Source organism: Nocardioides sp. Leaf285, from assembly GCF_001422955.1.
Taxonomy (GTDB): Bacteria; Actinomycetota; Actinomycetes; order Propionibacteriales; family Nocardioidaceae; genus Nocardioides; species Nocardioides kribbensis.
The window spans coordinates 372795-395939 of the sequence record NZ_LMNH01000003.1; the positions used below are offsets into that span (position 1 = coordinate 372795).

Consider the following 23145-nt stretch of genomic DNA (forward strand, 5'->3'; position numbering starts at 1 on the left):
CCGGGGGCGTCGTCGATGTCGCTGCTGTCGGGGTGCGTGACTCGGGTCAGACGCCCATCGGGTGCCAGACCGTCTTGAGCTCCAGGAAGTCGGTCATGGTGTCGAGCCCGGGCTCGCGGGTGAAGTCGGGCTCGGCCGCCGGGGCGCGACGCACGCGCTTGAGGTTGTCGGCCGCGGCCACCTCCAGGTCGCGCGCCAGCTCGGTCTGGCCCGCGGTGCCGAGCAGGTCGAGGGCGTTGACGTCCATGTGCGAGGCCAGCCACGGGCCGAGGGTCGCGGCCGACCCGGTCAGCACGTTGACCACGCCGCCGGGCACGTCGGAGGTGGCGAGCACCTCGGCGAGGGTCACCGCCGCCAGCGGGCGGGAGTACGACGACACGACGACCGCGGTGTTGCCCGTGACCACGACCGGCGCGATCGCGGTGACCAGCCCGAGCAGCGAGGACCGCTCGGGGGCGAGGACGGCGACGACGCCGGTGGCCTCGGGGGTGGTGAGGTTGAAGAACGGCCCGGCGACGGGGTTGGCGCCGCCGACCACCTGGGTGATCTTGTCGGCCCAGCCGGCGTACCAGACCAGCCGGTCGACGGACTCGTCGACCACGCGCTCGGCCTTGCTCGCCGACAGGCCCTCGGACTGCACGACGGCCTGCACGAACTGCGGGCGACGGTCCTCGAGCACCTCGGCGACGCGGTAGAGCACCTGGGCGCGGTTGTAGGCCGTGCGGCCCGACCAGGGACCGAAGGCCTTGCGGGCGGCGACGACGGCGTCGCGGGCGTCCTTGCGCGAGGCGAGGGCGGCGTTGGCCACGAAGGCTCCCTTCGCGTCGGTGACCTCGTAGGTGTAGCCGGACTCCGAGCGGGGGAAGGCGCCCCCGACGTAGAGCTTGTAGGTCTTGCGCACGTCGATGCGGTCGCTCATCGCTGTCCTCCCTCGAGGTAGGCCGCGAGGCCGTGACGGCCGCCCTCGCGCCCGTAGCCGGACTCCTGGTAGCCGCCGAAGGGGCTGGTGGGGTCGAACTTGTTGAACGTGTTGGCCCACACCACGCCGGCGCGCAGCCGGCTGGCGATCTCCAGGATGCGCGAGCCCTTCTCCGACCAGATGCCGGCGGAGAGGCCGAAGGGGGTGTTGTTGGCCTTCTCGACCGCCTCGGAGGGGGTGCGGAAGGTCAGCACCGACAGCACGGGGCCGAAGATCTCCTCGCGGGCGATGCGGTGGGCCTGGGTCACCCCGGTGAAGACCGTCGGGGGGAACCAGAAGCCCCGCTCGGGCAGCTCGCAGGCCGGCGACCAGCGCTCGCCGGAGACCTCCTGCTCGCCGACGTCGGCCAGCTCGCGGATGCGGGCGAGCTGGGCGGCGGAGTTGATCGCGCCGATGTCGGTGTTCTTGTCGAGCGGGTCGCCCAGGCGCAGGGTCGACATCCGCTCGCGCAGGCGGTCGAGGACCTCCTCGGCGATCGACTCCTGCACCAGCAGCCGCGAGCCGGCGCAGCAGACGTGGCCCTGGTTGAAGAAGATGCCGGTGACGATGCCCTCGACGGCCTGGTCGACGGGGGCGTCGTCGAAGACGATGTTGGCCGCCTTGCCGCCCAGCTCGAGCGTGACCTTCTTGGAGGTGCCGGCGACCGTGCGGGCGATGGCCTTGCCGACCGCGGTCGAGCCGGTGAAGGCGACCTTGTCGACGCCGGGGTGGGCCACGAGGGCCTGGCCGGTGGCGCCCGCGCCGGTGACGATGTTGACGACGCCCGCGGGCAGGTCGGCCTGCTGGCAGATCTCGGCGAAGAGCAGCGCGGTCAGCGGCGTCGTCTCGGCCGGCTTCAGCACCACGGTGTTGCCGCAGGCCAGGGCGGGCGCGACCTTCCACGCCAGCATCAGCAGCGGGAAGTTCCACGGGATGACCTGGCCGGCGACGCCGAGCGGGGTCGTGCCGTAGCCCGCGTGCTCGAGCTTGTCGGCCCAGCCGGCGTAGTAGAAGAAGTGCGCGGCGACCGTCGGCACGTCGACGTCGCGCGACTCCTTGATCGGCTTGCCGTTGTCGATGGTCTCCAGCACGGCCAGCTCGCGGCTGCGCTCCTGGATGATCCGCGCGATGCGGTAGAGGTACTTGGCGCGCTCGCGGCCGGGCATCCGGCCCCACACGCGCTCGTGGGCCTTGCGGGCGGCCTTGACCGCGGCGTCGACGTCGGCGTCGCTGGCCTCGGCGACCTCGGCGAGGACCTCTTCGGTGGCGGGGTCGACGGTCTTGAAGGGCGTGCCGTGGCCGTCGACGAACTCTCCGCCGACGAAGAGGCCGTAGGTCGCCTTGATGTCCACGACGGCGCGCGACTCGGGCGCCGGGGCGTAGTCGAAGGGGCTGCTGGGTGTCATGGGATCAGTCCAGGGTGAAGTAGTCGGGGCCGGAGTAGCGGCCGGTGCGCAGCTTGGTGCGCTGCATGAGCAGGTCGTTGAGGAGCGTCGAGGCGCCGAAGCGGAACCAGTCCGGGTCGAGCCAGTCGGCGCCGGCGACCTCGTTGACCATCACGAGGTACTTGATCGCGTCCTTGCTGGTGCGGATGCCGCCCGCGGGCTTCACCCCGACCATCTGGCCGGTTTGGCGGCGGAAGTCGCGCACGGCCTCCAGCATCACCAGCGTCACCGGCAGGGTGGCGGCGGGCTGCACCTTGCCGGTCGAGGTCTTGATGAAGTGGGCGCCGGCCAGCATGGCCAGCCAGGAGACCCGGCGGACGTTGTCGTAGGTCTGCAGCTCGCCGGTCTCGAAGATCACCTTGAGGTGGGCGTCCTCGCCGTCGGCGCGGGCGCAGGCCTCGCGCACGGCCACGATCTCCTCGAAGACCTGGAGGTAGCGGCCGGAGAGGAAGGCCCCGCGGTCGATGACCATGTCGATCTCGTCGGCGCCGGCCTCGACCGCGTCGCGGGTGTCGGCGAGCTTGATGTCGAGGGCCGCGCGACCGCTCGGGAAGGCGGTGGCCACGGCGGCCACGTGCACGCCGCTGTCGCCGAGGGTCTCCTTGGCGGTGGCGACCATGTCGGGGTAGACGCACACCGCGGCCGCCGACGGGCACGCCGGGTCGGCGGGGTCGGGGCGCACGGCCTTGGCGGCCAGCGCGCGCACCTTGCCGTGGGTGTCGGAGCCCTCGAGGGTGGTGAGGTCGACCATGCGGATGGCCAGGTCGAGCGCGTGCTCCTTGGCCGTGGTCTTGATCGAGCGCGTCGCCAGCGACGCGGCCCGGGCCTCGGCGCCGACCTGGTCGACACCGGGGAGCCCGTGGAGGAAACGGCGCAGGGACGCGTCCGTGGAGGCCACGTCGGCCAGGTCGCCGCTGGTGCGGAGAGCCTGGCCCGACGCGGGCACTGAGACTGTCACGACGTGAGATGCCTTTCGGGTGCTGCTGCCGGGCGGTCCGGCGAGGGGACGGTGATCACAGAGCGGCGCACGTGTCGGTGTCGCCGAGGTCCTCAAGCGTGGCACAGAAGTCGGCGACGTCCGCCTTCGTGACGAGCGTGCCTTCGAGCACCTTCGTCTCACCGGGCTCCTCGCCGTCGGCGATGGCTGCGGCGATCTTCATGACCTCCTTGCCCAGCGAGTACGGCGACTCCGCGTGCGTGGCGTACATGGTGCCGGCCCCGACCGCCTCCAGGGCGTCGGCGATGCCGTCGTTGCCGACCACCTGCACCGTGCCCGCCAGCCCCCGGCTCTCCAGGGCGGCGACCACGCCGAGGGCCATCTCGTCGTTGGCGGCGTACACACCGTCGATGTCGGGGTTGGCCTGGAGCACGTTGGTCATGACGTCGAGGGCGGTGCCCCGGTCGAACTCCGCGGCCTGGGTGGCCACGACCTCGATGCCGGGATAGGTCGCGATCTGCTCCTGGAAGCCCTGGCTGCGCTCCTGGGCCACGTTGGTGCCCATGATGCCCTGGATCTCGACGACCGTGCCCTTCTCACCGACGGCCTCGGCCAGCGCGTCGGCGCCGGCCTTGCCCGCCTGGACCGCGTCGTAGCCGATGAAGGTCTCCAGGTCACCGCCGTCGGGGGCGCGGTCGAAGGCCATGACGGGCACGCCCGCGTCGTTGGCCTGCTCGACCATGGCCGTGCCGCCCTGGCTGCTCACCGGGTCGATGATGAGGACGTCGGGCGTGCGGCCCACGGCGTCGACCGTGAGGTCGAGGGCGGCCTGGTCGCTGTTGTTGGCGTTCTGCACGCTGAGGTCGATGCCGAGCTCCTGCGCGCCCGCCTCGGCGCCGTCGGCGACCGACACGAAGAACGGGTTGTTCAGCGTGCTCATGACGAGCGTGGCGGTCTGGTCGTCGGCGGCCGCCTCCTCCCCGCGGCCGCAGCCGGCGAGCAGCAGGGTGCTGGTGGCGAGGAGCGCGAGGGTGGTGGTCCGCAGGGTGGGTCGCGGGGACAGTCGCATGGTGGTGCTCCGATCTGGGTGGGCGGTGCGTGGGTGGGCGGTGCGTGGGTGGAGACGTGTCGTGCAGGGTGTGCGGGCCGGCGGGCTAGCCGACCGGGGTCGGGGCCGGGTCGCGGCGTCGTGTCGGGGTGGCGCGGCGCACCAGGCGGCGCAGGACCTCGCCGTTGCGGTCGAGGTAGACGGCGAAGAGGATGACGAGCCCCTTGACGACGTCCTGGAGGAAGGGCGAGACGTCGAGCAGGTTCAGTCCGTTGTCGATGGTGCCGAGCAGCACGGCGCCGATCGCCGTGCCGACGAGGGCGCCGCGACCCCCCGCCAGGCTCGTGCCGCCGATGATGACCGCGGCGATCGCGGCGAGCTCCAACCCGCTGCCAGCCGTCGGCTGGGCCGTGCTGAGCCGGGCCGTGAGGATGAAGCCGCCGATGGCGGCGAGCAGGCCGCTGATGACGAAGGCGGAGATCTTGACCCGGTCGACGGGGATGCCGGACAACCGTGCGGCCTCCGGGTTGTCACCCACCGCGTAGACGTAGCGGCCGAAGCGGCTGCGCGAGAGCAGCAGGCCGAAGACGACGAAGACGACGAGCATGATGAGGATGGGCAGCGGCACGCCGAGCGGCTTGGCGCGCCCGATCGCGCGGAAGCCCTCGTCGGCCACGGCCACGGGGTTGCCCTCGGTGATGCGCAGGGTGAGGCCGGCGACCACCGACATCATCGCCAGGGTGGCGATGAACGAGGGCATCCGGGTCTTGGTGACGAGCAGGCCGTTGACCAGCCCGGCGACGCAGCCGACGAGGAGACCCGCGCCGAGGCCGACCACGAGCGAGTGGTCCTGCAGGACCAGCGCCGTGGTCACCCCGGAGAGGCCGAGCACTGCGCCCACGGAGAGGTCGATCTCGCCCTGGATGATGACGAAGGTCTGGCCCGCCCCCAGCAGTGCGGTGACGGTGGCCGCGAGCAGCACGTTGAGCAGGTTCGCGGTGACCAGGAAGTCGGGGGTGGCGATGAAGAGCAGCACCGCCACGAACAGCAGCATCCAGATGGCGCGCAGCTCGCGTCCGAGGGGTCCGAGCTTGTCGATCATGAGGCACTCTCCAGGGCGTGGGCGAGGACGGACTCCTCGGTCAGGGCGGGTCCACTGAGCTCGGCGACGGCGCGGCCGTGCCGCACGACGATCACGCGGTCGCACATGGCGACGAGCTCGGGCAGGTCGGAGGAGACGAGGAGGATCGCGGTGCCCTCGCGGGTCTGCTCGTCGATGAGGCGGTAGATGTCGGCCTTCGCGGCGACGTCGACCCCCCGCGTCGGCTCGTCGAGCAGGAGGACGCGCGGGCGGCGCCGCAGCCAGCGGGCGAAGAGCACCTTCTGCTGGTTGCCCCCCGACAGGTCGCCGACCTCGGTGTCGACCGAGCGGGTGCGGATGCCCAGGCGCGTGACCATGTCGCCGGCGACCCGTCGCTCCTCGCCGCGGCGCACGACGCCGCGGGGGGCCAGGTCGGGCAGCGAGGCGAGGGAGATGTTGGCACCGACCGACTGCTGGAGCAGCAGCCCCTCGGCCTGCCGGTCGGGGCTGACGTAGGCGACGCCGGCCGCGATGGCCCGCCGCGGGCTCGAGAGCTCGACGACCTCACCGTCGATGCGGACCTCGCCGTCGACCGTCGAGGCGAGTCCGAACAGGCCACGCGGGATCTCGCCCTTGCCCGACCCGGCTACGCCGCCGATGCCGACCACCTCGCCCTCGTGCACGACCAGGTCGAGGTCGGCCACCAGGCCCGACGCGCTGAACCCGGACAGCTCGAGTCGAGGGCGCTCGGTCGGGTCCGAGTGCCGCGGGTAGAGGTCCTCCACGCTGCGACCGGCCATCGCGGTCACCACCTCGGCCTCGGAGGTCTCGGCCGGCGCCGCCGCCAGCGCCACCTGGCCGTCGCGCAGGACGACCACCTCGTCGGCGAGGGCGAAGACCTCCTTCAGCCGGTGGCTGATGTAGACGAGGGCGACCCCCTGGTCCCGCAGTCGCGCGACCTGGGTGAACAGCAGCTCCGACTCGGCGTCGTCGAGGGCCGCCGTCGGCTCGTCGAGGATCAGCAGCCGGACGTCCTCGCTCATCGCCTTGGCGATGACCAGCTGCTGCTGCTCGGCGACACCGAGGGAGGAGACCAGGCGGGAGGGGTCGACGTCGAGGCCGACACGGTCCAGGATCTCCCGCGCTGCCCGCCGCCGCGCGGCGCGGCGCACGGGGAAGCGTCCGAAGCGGGCCGTCGGGTCGAGCACGAAGAGGTTGGAGGCGATGTCGAGGTGGGGGAAGAGGTTCTGCCGGAACTCCTGGTAGATGACCCGGATGCCGCGGGCCATCGCGTCCTGGGGTCCGTGGAAGGCCGCCTCGTGGCCGTCGACGACCAGGCGTCCGCCGTCGGGCTGGTGGACGCCGGAGATGACCCGGGTGAGGGTCGACTTGCCCGCGCCGTTCTCCCCGACGAGGGCGGTCACCCGACCGGGCTCCACGGTGAGGTCGACGCCCTTGAGGACGGCGTTGTCGCCGAAGCTCTGGTGGATCTGGTGCAGCTCGAGTCGCACGGCGGACCTCAGTAGACGACGCCCGCGTGCAGCAGCACGTTGGCGTAGGGGGTGAACTCGCCGGAGCGGACCGCCGCGCGGGCGCCGTGCGAGAGGGCCTTGAACTCCACGTGGGGCACGAGGGTCAGCTCGACGCCGCGCTCGGCGAGGCGGCTCCGCAGCTCGGCGAGCATCGCGGGGGAGTGCGACGCGATCTCGGCGGGCACCGTGGCCCCCTCCACCTCGAGCTCGGCCAGCACGACGTCGAGGACGGCGAGGAACGACGGCACGCCCTCGGCCAGGGCCAGGTCGACGCGCTCGACGTGGGCGGGGATGGGCAGGCCGGCGTCGGTGACGGCGAGGAGGTCGGTGTGGCCGATCTCGGAGACGACGCGGCTGAGCTGGGCGTTGAGGGTGGCGCGGTTACGACGCACGGTGGGTCTCCTGTCGGGGGTGACGCGCGAGGAGCGCGTCGACCATGGCTGCGGTGGGGAGGCTGGGGCTGGCACCCCGCACGCCGACCGCGAGGGCACCTGCGGCCATGGCGCGCTGCAGCGCGTCGGCCCAGGCCAGACCGCGGGCAAGTGAGGCGCCGAGGGCGCCGGCGAAGGCGTCGCCGGCGGCAGTGGTGTCGACCGGATCGGCCGGGAAGGGGGCGTGCGCGGTCGTGCCGCCGGCCTCGACCACGACGGCTCCCTGGCCGCCCAGGGTGATCACCGCCCGCCCGGCGCCGCGCTCCACGAACCAGGCGCCCGCCGTGGCGGCGCTCGCGGTGTCGGTGACCGTGGTGCCGGTGAGGCGTGCGGCTTCCGACTCGTTGGGGGTCACGACGTCGGCCAGGGCCCACGCCTCCTCGGGGAGGGCGGCGGCCGGGGCGGGGTCGAGGACGACCGTCATGTCGAGGGACCGCGCGACCCGGGCGGCGTGGACCGCCGACTCCAGGGGGATCTCGAGCTGCAGCAGGAGCACCGACGCGCGCGGCGCGGCGGCGCGCACGGCTGCCTCGACCTCGGCGGGGCCGAGCGCGGCGTTGGCCAGGGGCACCATCACGATGTTGTTCTCCCCGGCGCCGTCGACGCGGATGTGGGCGATCCCCGTGGGACCGGACACGGTGCGGACGAGGGAGGTGTCGACGTCCTCGGCGTGCAGGCCCTCCAGGACGACGGAGCGGAAGAGGTCGTCGCCCACGCAGCCGACCATCGTCGTCGGGGCTCCGGCCCGCCGGGCGGCGAGGGCCTGGTTGGCGCCCTTGCCGCCGAGCACGAGGCCGAAGTCGGAGCCGAGCAGGGTCTCCCCGGGCTCGGGGTGTCGGCTCGCGAAGGTGGTGAGGTCGGCGGTGATGCTGCCGACGACGAGGACGCTGTCACGCATGGGGGCTCCTGGGTGGGGCGGCGGTCGAGCCGCGCACGACGAGCTCGACGGGGAGGGTGAGCGAGGCTCGGGGCTGGTCGGGGTGCTCGAGGCGGGCCAGCATCAGGCGTCCGGCCGCCGCGCCCTGGGCGACGGTGGGTCGGTCGACCACGGTCAGCGGGGGATCGAGGAGAGCGCCCAGGTCGAGGTCGTCGAAGCCGACGACCGAGAGGGCGTCGGGGAGGCGCAGCCCGCGCAGACGGATGGCCTTGAGGGCGCCGACGACCATGAGGTTGTTGGCGACGAAGACGGCGGTGGGCCGGTCGGGTCGCTCGAGGAGACGGTGCATGGCCGCGGACCCGCCCGCCTCGGTGAAGTCGGCGATCTCGACGTGGTCGGCCGCGGGCACGACCCCGTGCTCGGCGAGCACGGCGAGGAAGACCTCGTGGCGCTCGCGGCCCGGCGTGCAGGTCTGCGGCCCGCTGATCACGGCGATGGCGCGGTGGCCGAGGCCGAGCAGGTGCTCGGCCGCGAGCCGGGCACCGGCAGCGTTGTCGACCTCGACGGAGTCCACGTCGCTGCCGCTGGTGACGACGCGGTCGACGAAGACCACGGGTGTGCCGGAGGCCGCGAGCCGGCTCGGCACCACGTCGGTCTCGGTGGCAGGGGCGAGCACGATGCCGTCGACCCGACGCTCGAGGTCGCCGACCAGCTCGGCCTCGCGGGCCACGCTCTCACCGCTGTTGGCGATGACGACCTGGAGGCCCGCGGGGGTGATCACCTCCTCCACGCCGCGGGTCACCGCGGCGAAGAAGGGGTTGGTGATGTCGGGCACGACCACGCCGACGGCGAGGTGCCTTCCCATCCGCAGGCCACGGGCGGTGCGGCTGGGGCGGTAGTCCAGGGCCTCGACCGCCGCGGCCACGGCGTCGTGGCTGCGCACGTGCTCCCCGGCCAGGAAGCGGGAGACGGTGGCGGTCGACACACCGGCGTGGCGCGCGACGTCCTGGATGTTGGCCACGGCCCACCTCCTGTAATCGATTACTGATATCGATTGCAGAACTTAGTGAGTGACCGTCGTCACTGTCAAGGGCTGCTGCCCGTCGGGCCGCGGGTGCTTCGCCCTGGCCCTGGATGATGGGATGGGTGCGTGGGCGACGAGCGTCGCTGGAGCCGGTCAGCACGGGTGGAGGAGAGTCACGTGGTCGACGAGAGCGTCGAGGTCCAGCGCTTCCCGCCCAGCAACGGCAGGTTCACCGGCTACCTCGGTCTCGCCATCGGTCCGGCCGTCCTCGTCCTGGCCGGCGTGTACGGCGGGCTGGGCCCGGCCCTCGTCGTGGGCGTCGCGCTGTTCGAGGTCGTGGTGTGGCTGGTCATGCTGCGCCCGGCCGTCTGGGTCGAGGGCGACGTGCTGGTGCTGCGCCACCTCGTGCGCACCGAGCGGGTGCCGCTGGCCGCGGTCACCAGCGTGGTCGTGCGCCACGTCCTGGCCGTCTTCGCCGGTGAGCGCCGCTTCGTCTCCCCGACCATCGCGCGCAGCTCGCGCCAGCTCATCGGCGAGGCACGTGCGGCCCGTCGGGGAGGTCGCCCCAGCAGCTGGCTCAGCGAGGTCACCGCGCCCGCGGGCAAGGGCGTCGACCAGGCCGACTTCGTCGAGCAGCGGCTGCGCCACCTGGCCGAGCAGGCCCGTCTGGCGCGCGGGGTGGCGGCCCGCTCGCCCGAGCAGGAGGCGCTGCTCGGCGAGGCCCGGCGCACCACAAGCTGGCCCTGGGTGGGCGTCGTCGTGGTGCTCGCCGTCGCCCTCGTGGTGACCCTGCTCGTGTGACCCTGCTCGTAGGACCCTGCCCGTGCGACCTCGTCGCGCAGCGCCGGGCCCCGGCCGGGGCCTACAGCCCCGCGGCGGCCGCGAGGTCGGTGCGGACGGCGTCGAGGCGTCCCGCGGCGACGATGCGGGCGGCCGCGACGGCATCGGCCACGTCGTCGTCAGGGCCGGCCTCCACGGGCACGACCACCTCGAGGTAGCACTTGAGCTTGGGCTCGGTGCCGCTGGGGCGCACGACCACGCGCGCGCCCTCGGCGAGGCGGTAGCGGAGACCCTCGGTGGGCGGAAGGCCGCCGGCGGGCGGAGCGGCGAGGTCGTCGACCGCCTCCACCGCGAGGCCGCCGAGCACGGTCGGCGGGGTGGAGCGCAGCGTCTGCATCGCCCGGGTGATGACGCCGAGGTCCTCGACGCGCACCGAGAGCTGGTCGGTGGCGTGCAGGCCGTGGCGGCGCGCGATGTCGTCGAGCAGGTCCAGCAGCGTGCGGCCCTCGGCCTTGGCCCCGGCGGCGATGTCGCACAGCAGCAGGAGCGCCGAGACGCCGTCCTTGTCGCGCACGTGCTCGGGGTCGCAGCAGTAGCCGAGCGCCTCCTCGTAGCCGAAGGCGAGGCCGTCGACGCGACCGATCCACTTGAAGCCGGTGAGGGTCTCGACGTAGGGCTGGCCGGCGGCAGCGGCCATGGTGCCGAGCAGGCTGGAGGAGACGAGGGAGGTGGCGTAGGTGCCTTCGCGGCCCGAGCGCAGCAGGTGGTCGGCGAGCAGGGCACCGACCTCGTCGCCGCGCAGCATGCGCCAGCCCTGCGGGGTCGGCACGGCCGCGGCGCAGCGGTCGGCGTCGGGGTCGTTGGCGACCACGAGGTCGGCGTCGACGCGGGCGGCCAGCTCCATGGCCAGGTCCATGGCGCCCGGCTCCTCGGGGTTGGGGAAGGCGACGGTGGGGAAGTCGGGGTCGGGCTGCTCCTGCTGCTCCACCACGCGGGGGGCCGCGAAGCCGGCCGTCTCCAGCACCGCGGCGACCGAGGTGCCGCCGACGCCGTGCAGGGGGGTGTAGACGATGTCGAGGTCGCGCGGCCCGTCGGCCACGAGGGCGGCGGTGGTGTCGAGGTAGCGGTCGACGACCTCCTCGCCCAGCACCCGCCCGGGGCGACCGCGGGGCACGTCGGCGACCCGGCCGACCGCGGCGATCTGCGCGGCGATGGCGGCGTCGACGGGGGCGACGATCTGGCTGCCGTCGCCGAGGTAGACCTTGTAGCCGTTGTCCTCGGGCGGGTTGTGGCTGGCGGTGACCATCACGCCGGCGGCGCAGCCGAGCTCGCGGATGGCGTAGGCGAGCACGGGTGTCGGCAGGGGGGCGGGCAGCAGGTGGGCCTCGAAGCCGGCGCCGGTCATCACCTCGGCGGTGTCGCGCGCGAAGACGTCGCTGTTGTGCCGCGCGTCGTAGCCGATCACCACGCCGCCGCGCGCCCCCGTCCCCCGGAGGTACGCCGCGAGACCGGCGGCCGCCCGCGTCACCACCACGCGGTTCATCCGGCGGGGCCCCGCACCCAGGGCGCCGCGCAGGCCGGCCGTGCCGAACTCCAGCGTGCCGTCGAAGCGGTCGGCCAGGTCGCCCTGCGCCGCCGCGTCGCCCGCCTCGGCCGCCGCCACGACCGCGTCCAGCTCGGCCCGGGTGGCCGGGTCGGGGTCGTCGGCGGTCCAGGCGCGGGCGAGGTCGAGCAGCGTGGCGAGGTCGGGGCGGGTCATGGGGCTGACGCTAGTGCGTGGCGACCGGCGGTCCTAGCCGGGCCGGTCCGGCGCCGCGAGCGCTCAGGAGCCGCAGCGACCACCCGGCGCCGGCACCGGGTCCGACGCCGCCCGGAAGCCGGTGGCCCAGGCGCGCGTCACGCTGCCCGCCACCCCGTCGGCGTCGGTGAACTCCAGGCCGAAGCGGTCCCAGCCGCCGCCGCGGCGGGGCTGCGAGACGCGTGCGAAGACGTAGTAGTCGCCGGGCCTCACCTGCGCGGGCAGGGCGCTCCGCTCGCCCCACGCCACGGTGTCGCGCTCGCTCCGGGGAGGCGCGGTGCCGCCTGCCATGCCGGTGTAGGACACCTGCCCGGGCGGGCGGCGACTGATCGACTGCCCGGAGACCTCGACGCCCTGCAGCCCCTCGAGCACCAGGCGCTCGACCGTCGCCGGGGCGCTCACCCGGAACGACTCCCAGACCACGTAGGGCTTCCGGGCGGGCGCGCACCGGGCGCTCGTGCCCCGGTCCAGCGCGAGGGCGGTCGAGCGGGCGGGGGGCGCCGGGTCGCTCGGGGTCGGCGTGGCCGGCGAGGACGCGGAGGGAGCGCCGGGCCCGCTCGACCCGTCCTGGCCGCCGCCACTGCTGCAGGCGGCGGTGACGCCGACGAGGACGGAGAGCAGGGCGACCAGGAGACGACGGGGCACGACCGGAGGCTGCCCCACGCCGGTGCGGGGAAACCGGGTGGGCCCTCGGCGCCCGCTCAGGCGTCGATGCTGCTCATGTCGCCGTAGCGCTCGCCCACCACGGCGTCGCGCGGCACGGCACGCTCGAGGGCCTCGAGGTCGGCGGTGTCGAGGGAGACCGCGACGGCCCCGGCGTTCTCCTCCAGGTAGCGCACGCGCTTGGTGCCGGGGATGGGGGCGACGCCGAGGGTGTCGTCGCCCTGCGCGAGCACCCAGGCGAGCGCGAGCTGGCCGGGGGTGCAGCCCTTGGCCTCGGCGATCCCGCGCACCTTCGCCACGAGCGCGAGGTTGGCGCGCAGCCCCTCGCCGTTGAGCCGGGGGAAGTACGCCGTGCGACGCGAGTCGCCCTCCTCCAGCTGGCTCTCGTCGGTGATCGCGCCGGTGAGGATGCCGCGACCCAGCGGCGAGTAGGGCACCAGGCCGATGCCGAGCTCACGCAGCACGGGGAGGATCTCGTCCTCGAGGTCCCGGGTGAACAGGGAGTACTCGGTCTGCAGCGCGGTGATCGGGTGGGTGGCGTGGGCGCGCCGGATCGTGGCGGCCGAGGCCTCCGAGAGCCCCAGGTGGCGGACCTTGCCGGCCTCGACGAGCTCGGCCATCGCGCCGACGGTCTCCTCGATCGGCACGGTCTTGTCGACACGGTGCTGGTAGTAGAGGTCGAGGTGGTCCACGCCGAGCCGTCGCAGCGAGGCGTCGCACGCGGTGCGCACGTAGTCGGGCCTGCCGTTGATGCCCAGGCGGGTGCCGTCGGGCAGCCGCTCGTTGCCGAACTTCGTGGCCAGCTGGACCTCGTCACGGCGGCCGGCGATGGCGCGGCCCACCAGCTGCTCGTTGGTGAAGGGGCCGTACATGTCGGCGGTGTCGAGGAAGGTCACGCCGAGGTCGAGGGCGCGGTGGATGGTGTCGACGCCGGTCTGCTCGTCGCCGGTGCCGTAGAACTCCGACATGCCCATGCAGCCCAGGCCGAGGGCGGAGACGGTGAGGGGTCGACCCTCGTGGGAGGCGGTGCCGAGGGTGCGGGTCGGGATGCTCGCGGGGGTCGGTGCGGAGGTGCTCATGGGTCCACCCAAGCGCGGCGGTCCAAGCCGGGGGTGCGTCAGCGCGCGCCGAGCAGGTCCAGCTCCGCCGCGAGCTCGACGAAGAGCGCCTGGTTGAGGGCGAAGGCCGCCTGCACCTCGGCCACGACCGCCTGCTGCTGCGCCTCGTCGAGGTCGAGCCCGTCGAGGCGCAGGCGGTAGCCGTCCTTGTAGGGCTTGGGCCTCGGCACGGCGTCGAAGCGGTAGAAGTCCGTGCCGCGGCCCCCGAGGTGAAAGGTGCGGTCGAGGGTGCGGCCGATGGCCTGGCCCCCGGAGAGGTCGCCGAGGTAGCGGGTGTAGTGGTGGGCCGCGAAGCCGGCGCCGCCGGCCACGCCGGTGCTGGCCTCGATGCGGCGCTCGTAGGCCGCGACCGCGGGGGAGTCGACCTCGCGGGGCCCGCCGGGCGCCCAGTGCTCCAGGTCGGCCTCCAGCGCGGCCGACCGCTCGAGGTCGGGGTCGTGGACCGCGACGACACCGGGGTGGTGCAGGTGGGCGCGGGCGGTGCGCTCGAGCGCGGCGTACACGCGCTGCAGCCGCAGCAGGTAGGCGGTGTAGCCGGCGGCGTCGACCCCGCCCTCGAGCAGCCGGGTGACGAAGACCGAGGCCTCGGCGGCGCGGTGCTCGGCCATCGACCCCTCGCGCATGCGCGCCGACAGCGTGCTCACGCGGGCAGGTCGGACGCGGGCACGTCGGGCAGGGGGTGGGCGCGCAGCATCGCCGCGGCCATGGCCACCAGGTTGGCGACGAAGGCGTCGGTGTCGAGGCGCTCGCGCCGGGGGGAGTCGCCGCCCAGGGCCCGGGCGCGGTCGCCGATGGCGCGCAGCACGAAGCCGGTCATCAGGCTCAGCCGCTCGTCGCGCAGCGCGTCGGGCATCGTCGGCATCCGCTCGACGATGAGGGCGTAGACCTCGTGGCCCCCGGTGCGGGCCAGCGCCTCCTCCACCCCGTCCATGGCGCGGGCGTGGTCGTCGGCGATCAGCTCCGCGACGATCATGAGGTAGCAGCGACCGCGCCAGTCGCTCTCGGCCACCTCGACGCTGGGACGCACGACGGCCTCGACGGCCGCACCGAGGTCGTCGTCGGGCCGCTCGTGCGCCACGGCGAGCAGCTCGCGCTCGCGCGCGGCGAGGACGTCGGTGAACTGGTCGAGCACCGTGGTCAGCAGCCCCGCGCGGGAGCCGAAGTGGTAGTGCACCGCGCCCCGGTTGCGCTGGCCGGCCTGGCGGGTGATGTCGAGCAGCGAGGCGTTCTGCACCCCGTGGTCGGCGAAGGCCCGCGTGGCCGCCTCGACCAGTCGGGCCCGGGTCTCGCGACCCGAGGACAGGTCGCCGGTGGGGTCGGGGGTCTCGCCGGTCGTCTCGTCGGGGGCCATCAGATCCGCGGGACGATCGTGGAGAGGAGGTCTCCCATCCGGCTGGCCGCGGCGCGACCGGCCTCCAGGACCTCGGCGTGGTCGAGCGGCTCTCCGCTCATGCCGGCGGCGAGGTTGGTGACCAGGCTGATGCCGAGGACCTCCATGCCGGCCTCGCGCGCGGCGATGGCCTCGAGAGTCGTGCTCATCCCGACCAGGTGGCCGCCGATCGCGCGGACCATCCCGATCTCGGCGGGGGTCTCGTAGTGCGGTCCGGGGAACTGGACGTAGACGCCCTCGTCGAGGCTCGGGTCGATCTCGCGGCACAGCGCGCGCAGGCGCGGGGAGTAGAGGTCGGTAAGGTCGACGAAGCGCGCGCCCTCGATGGGGGAGCGGCCGGTGAGGTTGATGTGGTCGCTGATCAGCACCGGCTGGCCGGGGCTCCAGGTCTCCTTGAGCCCGCCGCAGCCGTTGGTGAGCACGATCGTGGAGCAGCCCGCGGCGGCCGCGGTGCGGACCGGGTGGACCACGGCCGGCACCCCCTTGCCCTCGTAGTAGTGGGTGCGCGAGAGGAAGACCAGCAGGTTGCGTTCGCCCGAGCGCACCGAGCGGATCGTGCCGGAGTGGCCGGCGACCGCGGCGGGGTTGAAGCCGGGCAGGTCGGTCGTGGCGATCTCGGCCGTGGCCTCGCCGAGTGCGTCCACCGCGGGGAGCCAGCCGGACCCGAGCACCAGGGCCACGTCGTGGCGCTCGACGCCGGTCAGGTCGGCGAGCTTCTGGGCGGCGTCGGTGGCCAGGGAGTATGCGTCGTCGTTCACCTCCTCAGCCTATGCGTGCCGCGACCCGTCGCGGGCCACGGGCCGCGCCCGGGGAGCTACAGGCCCGAGGAGCGGCAGGGGCGTCGGCGCAGGGCGGCGACGTAGTCGGCGGGGGCGTCGGCGGCCTCGGCGGCGTCGGCCAGCACGCCGAGGTAGGAGGCGGAGGGCAGGCCGCCCTCGTAGGCGTCGAGGACGTAGGCCCACGTGACCTGCTCGCCGGTGAGCGTGGAGACCCGCACCCGGGTCTTGCGGTAGAGGCCGGTGTCGGCCTGCTCCCAGCCGTCGAGGCTGCTCTCGTCCTCGCGGGTGACGTCGTAGACGGCCACGAAGACCTGCTCGAAGGGGTCCTGGACGATGGTGGGCAGGGCGCCGTCCCAGCCGTGCTCCTCGCCACCGAAGGTCAGCCGCCAGCCCTCCAGCCAGCCGGTCGTGCGCAGCGGCGAGTGGGGGCAGCGCTCGCCCATGCGGGCGGGATCGAGGTTGCTCCCGTAGGCGGCGTAGAGCGTCACGTGACGAAGAGTAGTGCCGGGTGCCCGCCCGCCTTGGGCCGACCTGCGCGCGAGCCCTAGGGTGGGGCCCGTGAGCACGCACTTCGATGTCCTCGTCCTCGGCGCCGGTCCCGGTGGCTACGTCGCCGCGATCCGCGCGGCCCAGCTCGGCAAGAAGGTCGCCGTGGTGGAGGAGAAGTACTGGGGCGGTGTCTGCCTCAACGTCGGGTGCATCCCCTCCAAGGCCCTGCTCAAGAACGCCGAGCTCGCCCACGTGCTGACCCACGAGAAGGCCAAGTACGGCATCGAGGGCGACGCCACCATGGCCTTCGGGCCCACCCACAAGCGCAGCCGCCAGGTCTCCGGCGGCATCGTCAAGGGCGTCCACTTCCTGATGAAGAAGAACAAGATCACCGAGATCGACGGCTGGGGCACCCTCACCGGCGCGGTCGACGGCGGTCAGGGCGTCGACGTCAAGGACAAGGACGGCAACGTCACCTCCTACACCTGCACCGACCTCATCGTCGCCGCGGGCGCCAAGACCCGGCTCATCCCGGGCACCTCGCTCAGCGAGCGGGTCGTGACCTACGAGGAGCAGATCCTCACCGACCAGCTGCCCGGCTCCATCATCATCGCCGGCTCCGGCGCGATCGGCGTGGAGTTCGCCTACGTGCTGAAGAACTTCGGCGTCGAGGTGACCATCGTGGAGTTCCTCGACCGCATGGTGCCCACCGAGGACGCCGACGTGTCCAAGGAGCTGCTCAAGCACTACAAGAAGCTCGGCGTCGACGTGCGCCTGTCGACCAAGGTCGAGTCGATCGAGGACTCCGGCGACCAGGTCTCGGTGACGGTGTCGAAGGACGGCCAGCAGGAGGTCCTCAAGGCCGACAAGGTCATGCAGGCCATCGGCTTCGCCCCGCGCGTCGAGGGCTACGGCCTCGAGGCGGCCGGTGTGGAGCTCACCGAGCGGGGAGCGATCGCCGTCGACGGGCGGGGCCGCACCAACGTCGAGCACGTCTACGCCATCGGCGACGTCACCGGCAAGATGATGCTGGCCCACGCCGCGGAGGCCATGGGCATCGTGGCCGCCGAGACCATCGCCGGCGCGGAGACCATGGAGATCGACTTCGACATGATCCCGCGGGCGACCTACTGCCAGCCGCAGGTGGCCTCGTTCGGCTACTCCGAGCAGCAGGCCAAGGACAAGGGCTACGACGTCAAGACCTCCACCTTCCCCTTCTCGGCCAACGGCAAGGCGCAGGGTCTCGGCGACGCGGTCGGCTTCGTGAAGGTCGTCGCCGACGCCGAGCACAACGAGATCATCGGTGCCCACCTCATCGGCCCCGACGTGACCGAGCTGCTGCCGGTGCTGACCCTGGCCCAGCAGTGGGACCTCACCGCCGACGAGGTGGCCCGCAACGTCTTCGCCCACCCGACGCTGGGTGAGTCGGTGAAGGAAGCCGTGCACGGCATCGCCGGCCACATGATCAACTTCTGACCGAGCCCGCCAGCGCGAGGAGCACAGCCATGCCCGACCGGACAGTCGACAAGGTCGTCATCATCGGCGGTGGTCCCGGGGGCTACGAGTCCGCGCTGGTCGCCAGCCAGCTCGGGGCCGAGGTGACCGTGGTCGACACCGACGGTCTCGGCGGGTCGGCGGTCATCACCGACTGCGTGCCGAGCAAGACCCTCATCGCCACCTCCGAGCTGATGACCGAGGTCGCCGGCGCCGCCGAGCTCGGGGTCAACTTTCACGACGTGGAGGGTGACGCGGCCACGACGCTCAGCGTGGACCTGGCCCGGGTCAACACCCGGGTCAAGGCCCTCGCCGCCGAGCAGTCGGTCGACATCGGCCGCCGCCTCGACCGCGAGAACGTCACGGTGGTGCGCGGCCGCGGCCGCCTCGACGGCCCCGAGCGCGTCGTGGTGACCGCCCCCGACGGCTCCGAGCAGACCCTCGAGGCCGGCGCCGTGCTCATCGCCACCGGCGCCTCGCCCCGCACGCTGCCCAGCGCCCAGCCCGACGGCGAGCGGATCCTCACCTGGGAGCAGGTCTACGACCTCACCGAGGTGCCGACCGAGCTGATCGTGGTCGGCTCGGGCGTGACCGGGGCCGAGTTCGCGTCGGCCTACCTCGCCCTCGGGATCCCCGTCACCCTCGTCTCCTCGCGCGACCGCGTGCTGCCCGGCGAGGACGCCGACGCCTCGGCCGTGCTAGAGGAGGTCTCCAAGCGCCGCGGCATGAAGGTGCTCTCCCGCTCGCGGATGGAGTCGGTGACCCGCGACGGCGACGTCGTGACCGTGACGCTCACCGACGGCCGCAGCGTGCAGGGCTCGCACTGCATCCTCGCGCTCGGCTCGGTGCCCAACACCACCGACCTCGGTCTCGAGGACGCCGGCGTGCGACTCAAGGACGGCGGCTTCGTCGGCGTCGACCGCGTCTCGCGCACCACCGCCCGCGGGGTCTACGCCGCCGGTGACTGCACCGGTGTGCTGATGCTCGCCTCGGTGGCGGCCATGCAGGGCCGGATCGCGATGTACCACTTCCTCGGCGACGCCGTCGCGCCCCTGGACCTCAAGAAGGTCGCCTCCAACGTCTTCACCGCCCCCGAGATCGCCACGGTCGGCTGGTCGCAGCAGGCCGTCGACAACGGGGAGATCACCGCCGAGGTCGTCATGCTGCCTCTCTCGGGCAACCCGCGGGCCAAGATGCAGGGCGTGCGCGACGGATTCGTCAAGCTCTTCTGCCGTCCCGGCACCGGCATCGTCGTCGGCGGCGTGGTGGTCGGTCCTCGGGCCAGCGAGCTGATCCACCCGGTGTCGCTGGCCGTGGCGGAGTCGATCACCGCCGACCAGCTCGCGGCCACCTTCACCGTCTACCCCTCGATGAGCGGGTCGATCGCGGAGGCCGCCCGCCGGCTGCACCGCGTCTGACCCGCGCCCGGGCCGCGTCTGACCCGCGCCCGGGCCGCGTCTGACCGGGAGCGGCCGCCGCGCGGCCGGCCTCAGAGCCGGTCGAGCAGGACCTCGAGCCGCTCGATCTCCGCGGTCTGGCCCGCGGAGATCTCGGTGGCGATCTCGTTGACGCGCTGGTCGGAGCCGTCGGCGAGCACCGCCTCGGCCATCGTGACCGCGCCCTCGTGGTGGCGGATCATGTCGGTGAGGAAGAGCCGGTCGAAGTCGACGCCCTCGGCCGCGGCCAGGGCGTCGAGGTCGTCGGAGCCGAGCATCCCGGGCATGGCCCCCATGCCCTCCATGCCCTCCATGCCCTCCATGCCGTGACCCTCGTGCCCCGTCGCGGAGTCGCCCGACACCGCCTCGGTCATCTCCGCCAGGTCGGACTCGTCGGGCACCGGGAGGCCGCGGGCGTCGAGCCACGCCGCCATCTCGAGGATCTCGGGGCCCTGGCCCGCCGCGATGCGGTCGGCCGCTGCGAGCACGGCCGGGCTCGCAGCCCGGGTCTGCGCCAGGTCGACCAGCGTCAGCGCCTGCGCGTGGTGGGGCACCATCTGGGTCAGGAACGACGCGTCGTCGGCGTCAACCCCGGCCGGCAGCGCCGCCGCAGGGGCGTCCGACGCGCCCCCCTCCGGCGTGTCCGCGGCGCCGTCGTCGGAGCTGCACCCCGCGAGGCCCAGCGCGAGCACGGCGGCGGCCGCGGCGATCGACGTACGGTGCAGGACAACGACCCGAGTCATGGATCCAGCACATCACAGGGTGGCGCGATCGGGCCACAGCGGCCAAGATTCTCCTGACCCACCCCTCCGCGGCACCCGCGGAGGGATTCGACACTCGGACGAAGGGCCCACCCCCGTGACACCACCCACCCCCCGCCGCACCCGCGCCGGGCTCGCGCTGCTCTCGCTGGCCCTCGGCGCCGGCGCGGTCGCCGGCCTCACGGTCACCGGCGCCGGCTCGGCCTCCGCCGAGCGCACCGACCCGACCTGCACCCCCGCCGAGCGCGCCGACCTGCGCGCCGCCGGCGACAACTTCGACGACGCCTGCGCGCTGCCCGGCCAGGCGCTCGCCGGGCTCGACTCCTACGAGGCCACCGCCGACCAGGGCGAGGTCGACAAGAGCAGCAACGTGCGGCAGATCGCCCGCAAGCCGCTGGTCGGCTCCTTCACCCCTGAGAACGGCGGCGTCGGCAGCGACCTGGCCTTCCAGGGCAAGTACGCCTACGACGGCAACTACAACGGCTTCGCGGTCTTCGACATCTCCCGCCCCACCGAGCCGAAGCGCGTGGCCCAGGTCGAGTGCCCCGGGGGCCAGGGCGACGTCTCGGTCTACCGCGACGTCCTCGTGCTGAGCGTCGACTCCAGCCGCAGCGACGACTCGTGCAGCAGCGTCTCGCAGTCGGCCGAGGAGGAGTCGTCGTGGGAGGGTCTGCGGGTCTTCGACATCTCCGACCCCGCCGCCCCGGAGTACGTCGCGTCGGTGGAGACCGACTGCGGCTCGCACACCCACACCCTCGCCCCGTCGAAGTCGGGGCAGCGGCTCTTCGTCTACGTGTCCTCCTACGGACCCAACGACGCCTTCCCCGACTGCCAGACCCCGCACGACCGCATCAGCATCGTCACCGTGCCCGTGGCCGACCCCGCCGGGGCGGAGCTGCTCCGCACGCCGAGGCTGTTCCCCGGCGGCGGCAACCCCGGCAGCGGCGTGCCCGGCGGCAACAGCGCCACGAGCGGCTGCCACGACATCACCGCCTACCCGAAGAAGGACCTCGCCGCGGGGGCCTGCATGGGCGACGGCATCCTGATGGACATCAGCAAGCGCGCCGAGCCCCGCGTCATCGACCGGGTCCGCGACGAGCGCAACTTCGCCTTCTGGCACAGCGCCACCTTCAACAACGCCGGCACCAAGGTCGTCTTCACCGACGAGCTCGGCGGCGGCGGTGCGCCGACCTGCAACCCCGGCACCGGCCCCAAGCGGGGCGCCAACGGCATCTACGACATCGTGCGTCGCGACCTGGAGTTCCGCAGCTACTACAAGATCCCGCGCACCCAGGCGCTCACCGAGAACTGCGTGGCCCACAACGGCTCGCTGATCCCGGTGGAGGGCCGCGACATCATGGTGCAGGCGTGGTACCAGGGCGGCTTCTCGGTCTTCGACTTCACCAACTCCCGCAAGCCGGTCGAGATCGCCCACTTCGACCGCGGAGCCATCTCCGACACCGAGCTCGTGCTCGGTGGCTCCTGGTCGACGTACTGGTACAACGGCCACATCTACTCCAGCGACATCACCCGCGGCCTCGAGGTCTTCGCCATCGACGACCCGCGCGTGAACAAGGCCAAGAAGGTGCGCATGGGCACCTTCAACGCCCAGTCGCAGCCGTCCTACAACGGCTGACCGCACCACCCCGCACGGCACCGCACCGCACCGAGCGGGCTTGAGACGCGCCCGGTCCTCCTGTGAGGATCGGGCGCGTCCTGCTTGCCTCCACCCCCCGGGAGTCCCTGTGCGCCACCTCCGCCCCACCCGTGCCCACCCCGCGCGCCGCCTGAGCGGCGCAGGCCCCCTGCTGTCGGTGGCCCTGCTGTCGGTGGCCCTGCTGTCGGTGGCCCTGCTGTCGGTGGCCCTGCTGTCGGTGGCACTGCTGTCGGTCGCCGTGCCGCCGGGCGGCGCGGCCGCCGAGGAGGGGGAGCGGCGGGCCCCGATCGGTGGCGTCGACCTGGCCGGGCGCGGCTACGGCCACGGCATCGGCCTGTCGCAGTGGGGCGCCGAGGGCGCCGCGCGCCAGGGACTCGGGGCCCAGCGGATCCTGCGCTTCTACTACCCCGGCACCGGCCGGGGCACGGTCGGCGGCGACGTCAGGGTGCTGATCTCGGCCGACACCAGCGACGACGTCGTCGTGAGCGCGCGTCGGGCCCTGACCGCGACCGGGTCGGCGGGCTCGGCGCGCACCTGGCGACTCGACGAGGCCCGCCCCGAGGCGAGCCGGTGGCGGATCACCGCCGCCGACGGCGACAGCCTGGTCTCGTCGCAGACCTCCGGCGGCCCCTGGAAGCGGTGGCGGGTGCTGCCGGGGCAGGCGCAGTTCGCGGCCGGGGGAGCGCCGGTGCGGCTGCACACGCCCGCGGGGGCCGTGGACTACCGCGGCGCGCTGCGCTCGGCGGCCTCCGGGGCGGGCCGCGACACCGTCAACGTCGTCGCGCTGGAGTCCTACCTGCGCGGGGTGGTGCCGGCCGAGGTGATCGCCTCGACCTGGGACCCCGATGCGATCCGCGCCCAGGCCGTCGCCGCCCGCACCTACGCCGCCTTCGAGCGCGCCGCCGCACCGGGCTCGCGTCACTACCAGCTGTGCGACACCGCCGCCTGCCAGGTCTACGGAGGCTTCTCCGCCGAGCACCCGCGGGCCGACGCGGCGATCCGGGCCACCGCGCGCCAGGTGCGCACCAAGGACGGGAAGCCGATCTTCGCGCAGTTCTCGGCCAGCAATGGCGGCTGGACCCGGGCCGGCTCCTTCGGCTACCTGCGGGCGAAGAAGGACCCCTACGACCCGTGGCGCGGCAACCCCTACGTGCCGTGGCCCGAGGGCACGGTGCGGATCAGCGACGAGGCGCTCGAGGGGGCGCTGCCGCAGATCGGAGAGCTCACCGGCGTGGAGGTCACCCGCCGCGACGGCGACGGCCCGCGCGGCGGTCGCGTCGTCGAGGTGCGCGTGAGCGGCACCGACGCCTCCAGCACGCTGAGCGGTGACCGGTTCCGCTCGTTCTTCGGGCTGCGCTCGGACTGGTTCTGGCTCGTCTGAGCACCGCGCGTCCGCGCGAACTACGCCGGCGTAGTTCGCGCAGAGCGCCGCGGGGCCGCGGTGACC

At 73.5% G+C, this 23145-nt stretch carries 22 protein-coding genes; 5 read left to right on the forward strand and 17 right to left on the reverse strand.

All coding sequences use genetic code 11. The features are described 5' to 3' along the window. Nucleotides 1-46: 46 nt before the first annotated feature. The 9 genes from ASF47_RS10120 to ASF47_RS10160 all read right to left on the reverse strand — a co-directional run bounded on the left by ASF47_RS10120 (nucleotide 47) and on the right by ASF47_RS10160 (nucleotide 9330). The gene (locus tag ASF47_RS10120; RefSeq protein ID WP_056863880.1) at nucleotides 47-919 is read right to left on the reverse strand and encodes an aldehyde dehydrogenase family protein; all 873 of its coding nucleotides are present in this window, start codon (nucleotides 917-919) and stop codon (nucleotides 47-49) included. Next, on the reverse strand, nucleotides 916-2364 hold the full coding sequence (locus ASF47_RS10125; RefSeq protein ID WP_056863881.1) for an aldehyde dehydrogenase family protein: 1449 nt from the start codon (nucleotides 2362-2364) through the stop codon (nucleotides 916-918). The genes ASF47_RS10120 and ASF47_RS10125 overlap by 4 nt, the downstream gene beginning before the upstream one ends. A gap of 4 nt (nucleotides 2365-2368) precedes the next feature. Next, complete coding sequence (gene deoC / locus ASF47_RS10130; protein ID WP_235558710.1) at nucleotides 2369-3361, reverse strand: deoxyribose-phosphate aldolase; 993 nt, start codon at nucleotides 3359-3361, stop codon at nucleotides 2369-2371. A 55-nt stretch (nucleotides 3362-3416) separates the two neighbouring features. Continuing rightward, a complete protein-coding gene (locus ASF47_RS10135; protein ID WP_056863882.1) occupies nucleotides 3417-4409 on the reverse strand; it encodes a substrate-binding domain-containing protein in 993 nt (330 codons plus the stop codon). An 85-nt stretch (nucleotides 4410-4494) separates the two neighbouring features. Next, entirely contained in the window at nucleotides 4495-5490 is a 996-nt protein-coding gene (locus ASF47_RS10140) for an ABC transporter permease (protein ID WP_082500192.1), read from the reverse strand. Then, nucleotides 5487-6980: a sugar ABC transporter ATP-binding protein gene (locus tag ASF47_RS10145; protein WP_082500193.1), complete on the reverse strand. Its 1494-nt coding sequence runs from the start codon at nucleotides 6978-6980 to the stop codon at nucleotides 5487-5489. Before ASF47_RS10145 ends, ASF47_RS10140 begins: the two co-directional genes overlap by 4 nt. A gap of 8 nt (nucleotides 6981-6988) precedes the next feature. Continuing rightward, nucleotides 6989-7393: a D-ribose pyranase gene (rbsD, locus tag ASF47_RS10150; RefSeq protein ID WP_056863884.1), complete on the reverse strand. Its 405-nt coding sequence runs from the start codon at nucleotides 7391-7393 to the stop codon at nucleotides 6989-6991. Then, entirely contained in the window at nucleotides 7383-8330 is a 948-nt protein-coding gene (locus ASF47_RS10155; RefSeq protein ID WP_056863885.1) for a ribokinase, read from the reverse strand. The genes rbsD and ASF47_RS10155 overlap by 11 nt, the downstream gene beginning before the upstream one ends. Then, the gene (locus ASF47_RS10160; RefSeq protein ID WP_056863886.1) at nucleotides 8323-9330 is read right to left on the reverse strand and encodes a LacI family DNA-binding transcriptional regulator; all 1008 of its coding nucleotides are present in this window, start codon (nucleotides 9328-9330) and stop codon (nucleotides 8323-8325) included. Before ASF47_RS10160 ends, ASF47_RS10155 begins: the two co-directional genes overlap by 8 nt. A gap of 180 nt (nucleotides 9331-9510) precedes the next feature. Between ASF47_RS10160 and ASF47_RS10165 the strand changes: the two genes are divergently transcribed. Then, nucleotides 9511-10134 carry a hypothetical protein gene (locus tag ASF47_RS10165; RefSeq protein ID WP_056863887.1) on the forward strand — a complete coding sequence of 208 codons (624 nt, stop codon included), beginning with the start codon at nucleotides 9511-9513 and terminating at the stop codon, nucleotides 10132-10134. A gap of 61 nt (nucleotides 10135-10195) precedes the next feature. On the opposite strand, the gene ASF47_RS10170 is transcribed toward ASF47_RS10165, so the two are convergent. The 7 genes from ASF47_RS10170 to ASF47_RS10200 form a co-directional block, all read right to left on the reverse strand. Further along, nucleotides 10196-11872 (reverse strand): phospho-sugar mutase, encoded by a 1677-nt coding sequence (locus tag ASF47_RS10170; RefSeq protein WP_056863888.1) that lies wholly within the window; start codon nucleotides 11870-11872, stop codon nucleotides 10196-10198. A 63-nt stretch (nucleotides 11873-11935) separates the two neighbouring features. Continuing rightward, nucleotides 11936-12556, reverse strand: a complete 621-nt coding sequence (locus ASF47_RS10175; RefSeq protein WP_056863889.1) for a hypothetical protein — start codon at nucleotides 12554-12556, stop codon at nucleotides 11936-11938. A gap of 56 nt (nucleotides 12557-12612) precedes the next feature. Continuing rightward, entirely contained in the window at nucleotides 12613-13653 is a 1041-nt protein-coding gene (locus ASF47_RS10180; protein WP_056863890.1) for an aldo/keto reductase, read from the reverse strand. A gap of 38 nt (nucleotides 13654-13691) precedes the next feature. Continuing rightward, nucleotides 13692-14336 (reverse strand): biliverdin-producing heme oxygenase, encoded by a 645-nt coding sequence (locus ASF47_RS10185; RefSeq protein WP_235558712.1) that lies wholly within the window; start codon nucleotides 14334-14336, stop codon nucleotides 13692-13694. Continuing rightward, nucleotides 14333-15043 (reverse strand): TetR/AcrR family transcriptional regulator, encoded by a 711-nt coding sequence (locus ASF47_RS10190; RefSeq protein ID WP_082500194.1) that lies wholly within the window; start codon nucleotides 15041-15043, stop codon nucleotides 14333-14335. The genes ASF47_RS10185 and ASF47_RS10190 overlap by 4 nt, the downstream gene beginning before the upstream one ends. After that, complete coding sequence (locus ASF47_RS10195) at nucleotides 15043-15840, reverse strand: purine-nucleoside phosphorylase (RefSeq protein ID WP_056863891.1); 798 nt, start codon at nucleotides 15838-15840, stop codon at nucleotides 15043-15045. Before ASF47_RS10195 ends, ASF47_RS10190 begins: the two co-directional genes overlap by 1 nt. Before the next feature lie 56 nt (nucleotides 15841-15896). Next, a complete protein-coding gene (locus ASF47_RS10200; RefSeq protein WP_056863892.1) occupies nucleotides 15897-16349 on the reverse strand; it encodes a gamma-glutamylcyclotransferase in 453 nt (150 codons plus the stop codon). A gap of 70 nt (nucleotides 16350-16419) precedes the next feature. On the opposite strand from ASF47_RS10200, the gene lpdA reads away from it, so the two are divergent. Together lpdA and ASF47_RS10210 are read left to right on the forward strand one after the other, a co-directional pair. Continuing rightward, entirely contained in the window at nucleotides 16420-17826 is a 1407-nt protein-coding gene (lpdA, locus tag ASF47_RS10205) for a dihydrolipoyl dehydrogenase (RefSeq protein WP_056863893.1), read from the forward strand. A gap of 29 nt (nucleotides 17827-17855) precedes the next feature. Continuing rightward, nucleotides 17856-19262 carry an NAD(P)H-quinone dehydrogenase gene (locus ASF47_RS10210; RefSeq protein WP_056863894.1) on the forward strand — a complete coding sequence of 469 codons (1407 nt, stop codon included), beginning with the start codon at nucleotides 17856-17858 and terminating at the stop codon, nucleotides 19260-19262. A gap of 71 nt (nucleotides 19263-19333) precedes the next feature. Here ASF47_RS10210 and ASF47_RS10215 read toward each other — a convergent pair whose 3' ends face one another. Further along, a complete protein-coding gene (locus ASF47_RS10215) occupies nucleotides 19334-20023 on the reverse strand; it encodes a DUF305 domain-containing protein (protein WP_056863895.1) in 690 nt (229 codons plus the stop codon). Between the two features lie 115 nt (nucleotides 20024-20138). Here ASF47_RS10215 and ASF47_RS10220 point away from each other — a divergent pair, with 115 nt between their 5' ends. Further along, nucleotides 20139-21677 (forward strand): LVIVD repeat-containing protein, encoded by a 1539-nt coding sequence (locus ASF47_RS10220; protein WP_056863896.1) that lies wholly within the window; start codon nucleotides 20139-20141, stop codon nucleotides 21675-21677. Between the two features lie 109 nt (nucleotides 21678-21786). After that, nucleotides 21787-23079 carry a SpoIID/LytB domain-containing protein gene (locus ASF47_RS10225; RefSeq protein ID WP_056863897.1) on the forward strand — a complete coding sequence of 431 codons (1293 nt, stop codon included), beginning with the start codon at nucleotides 21787-21789 and terminating at the stop codon, nucleotides 23077-23079. Nucleotides 23080-23145 lie beyond the last annotated feature (66 nt).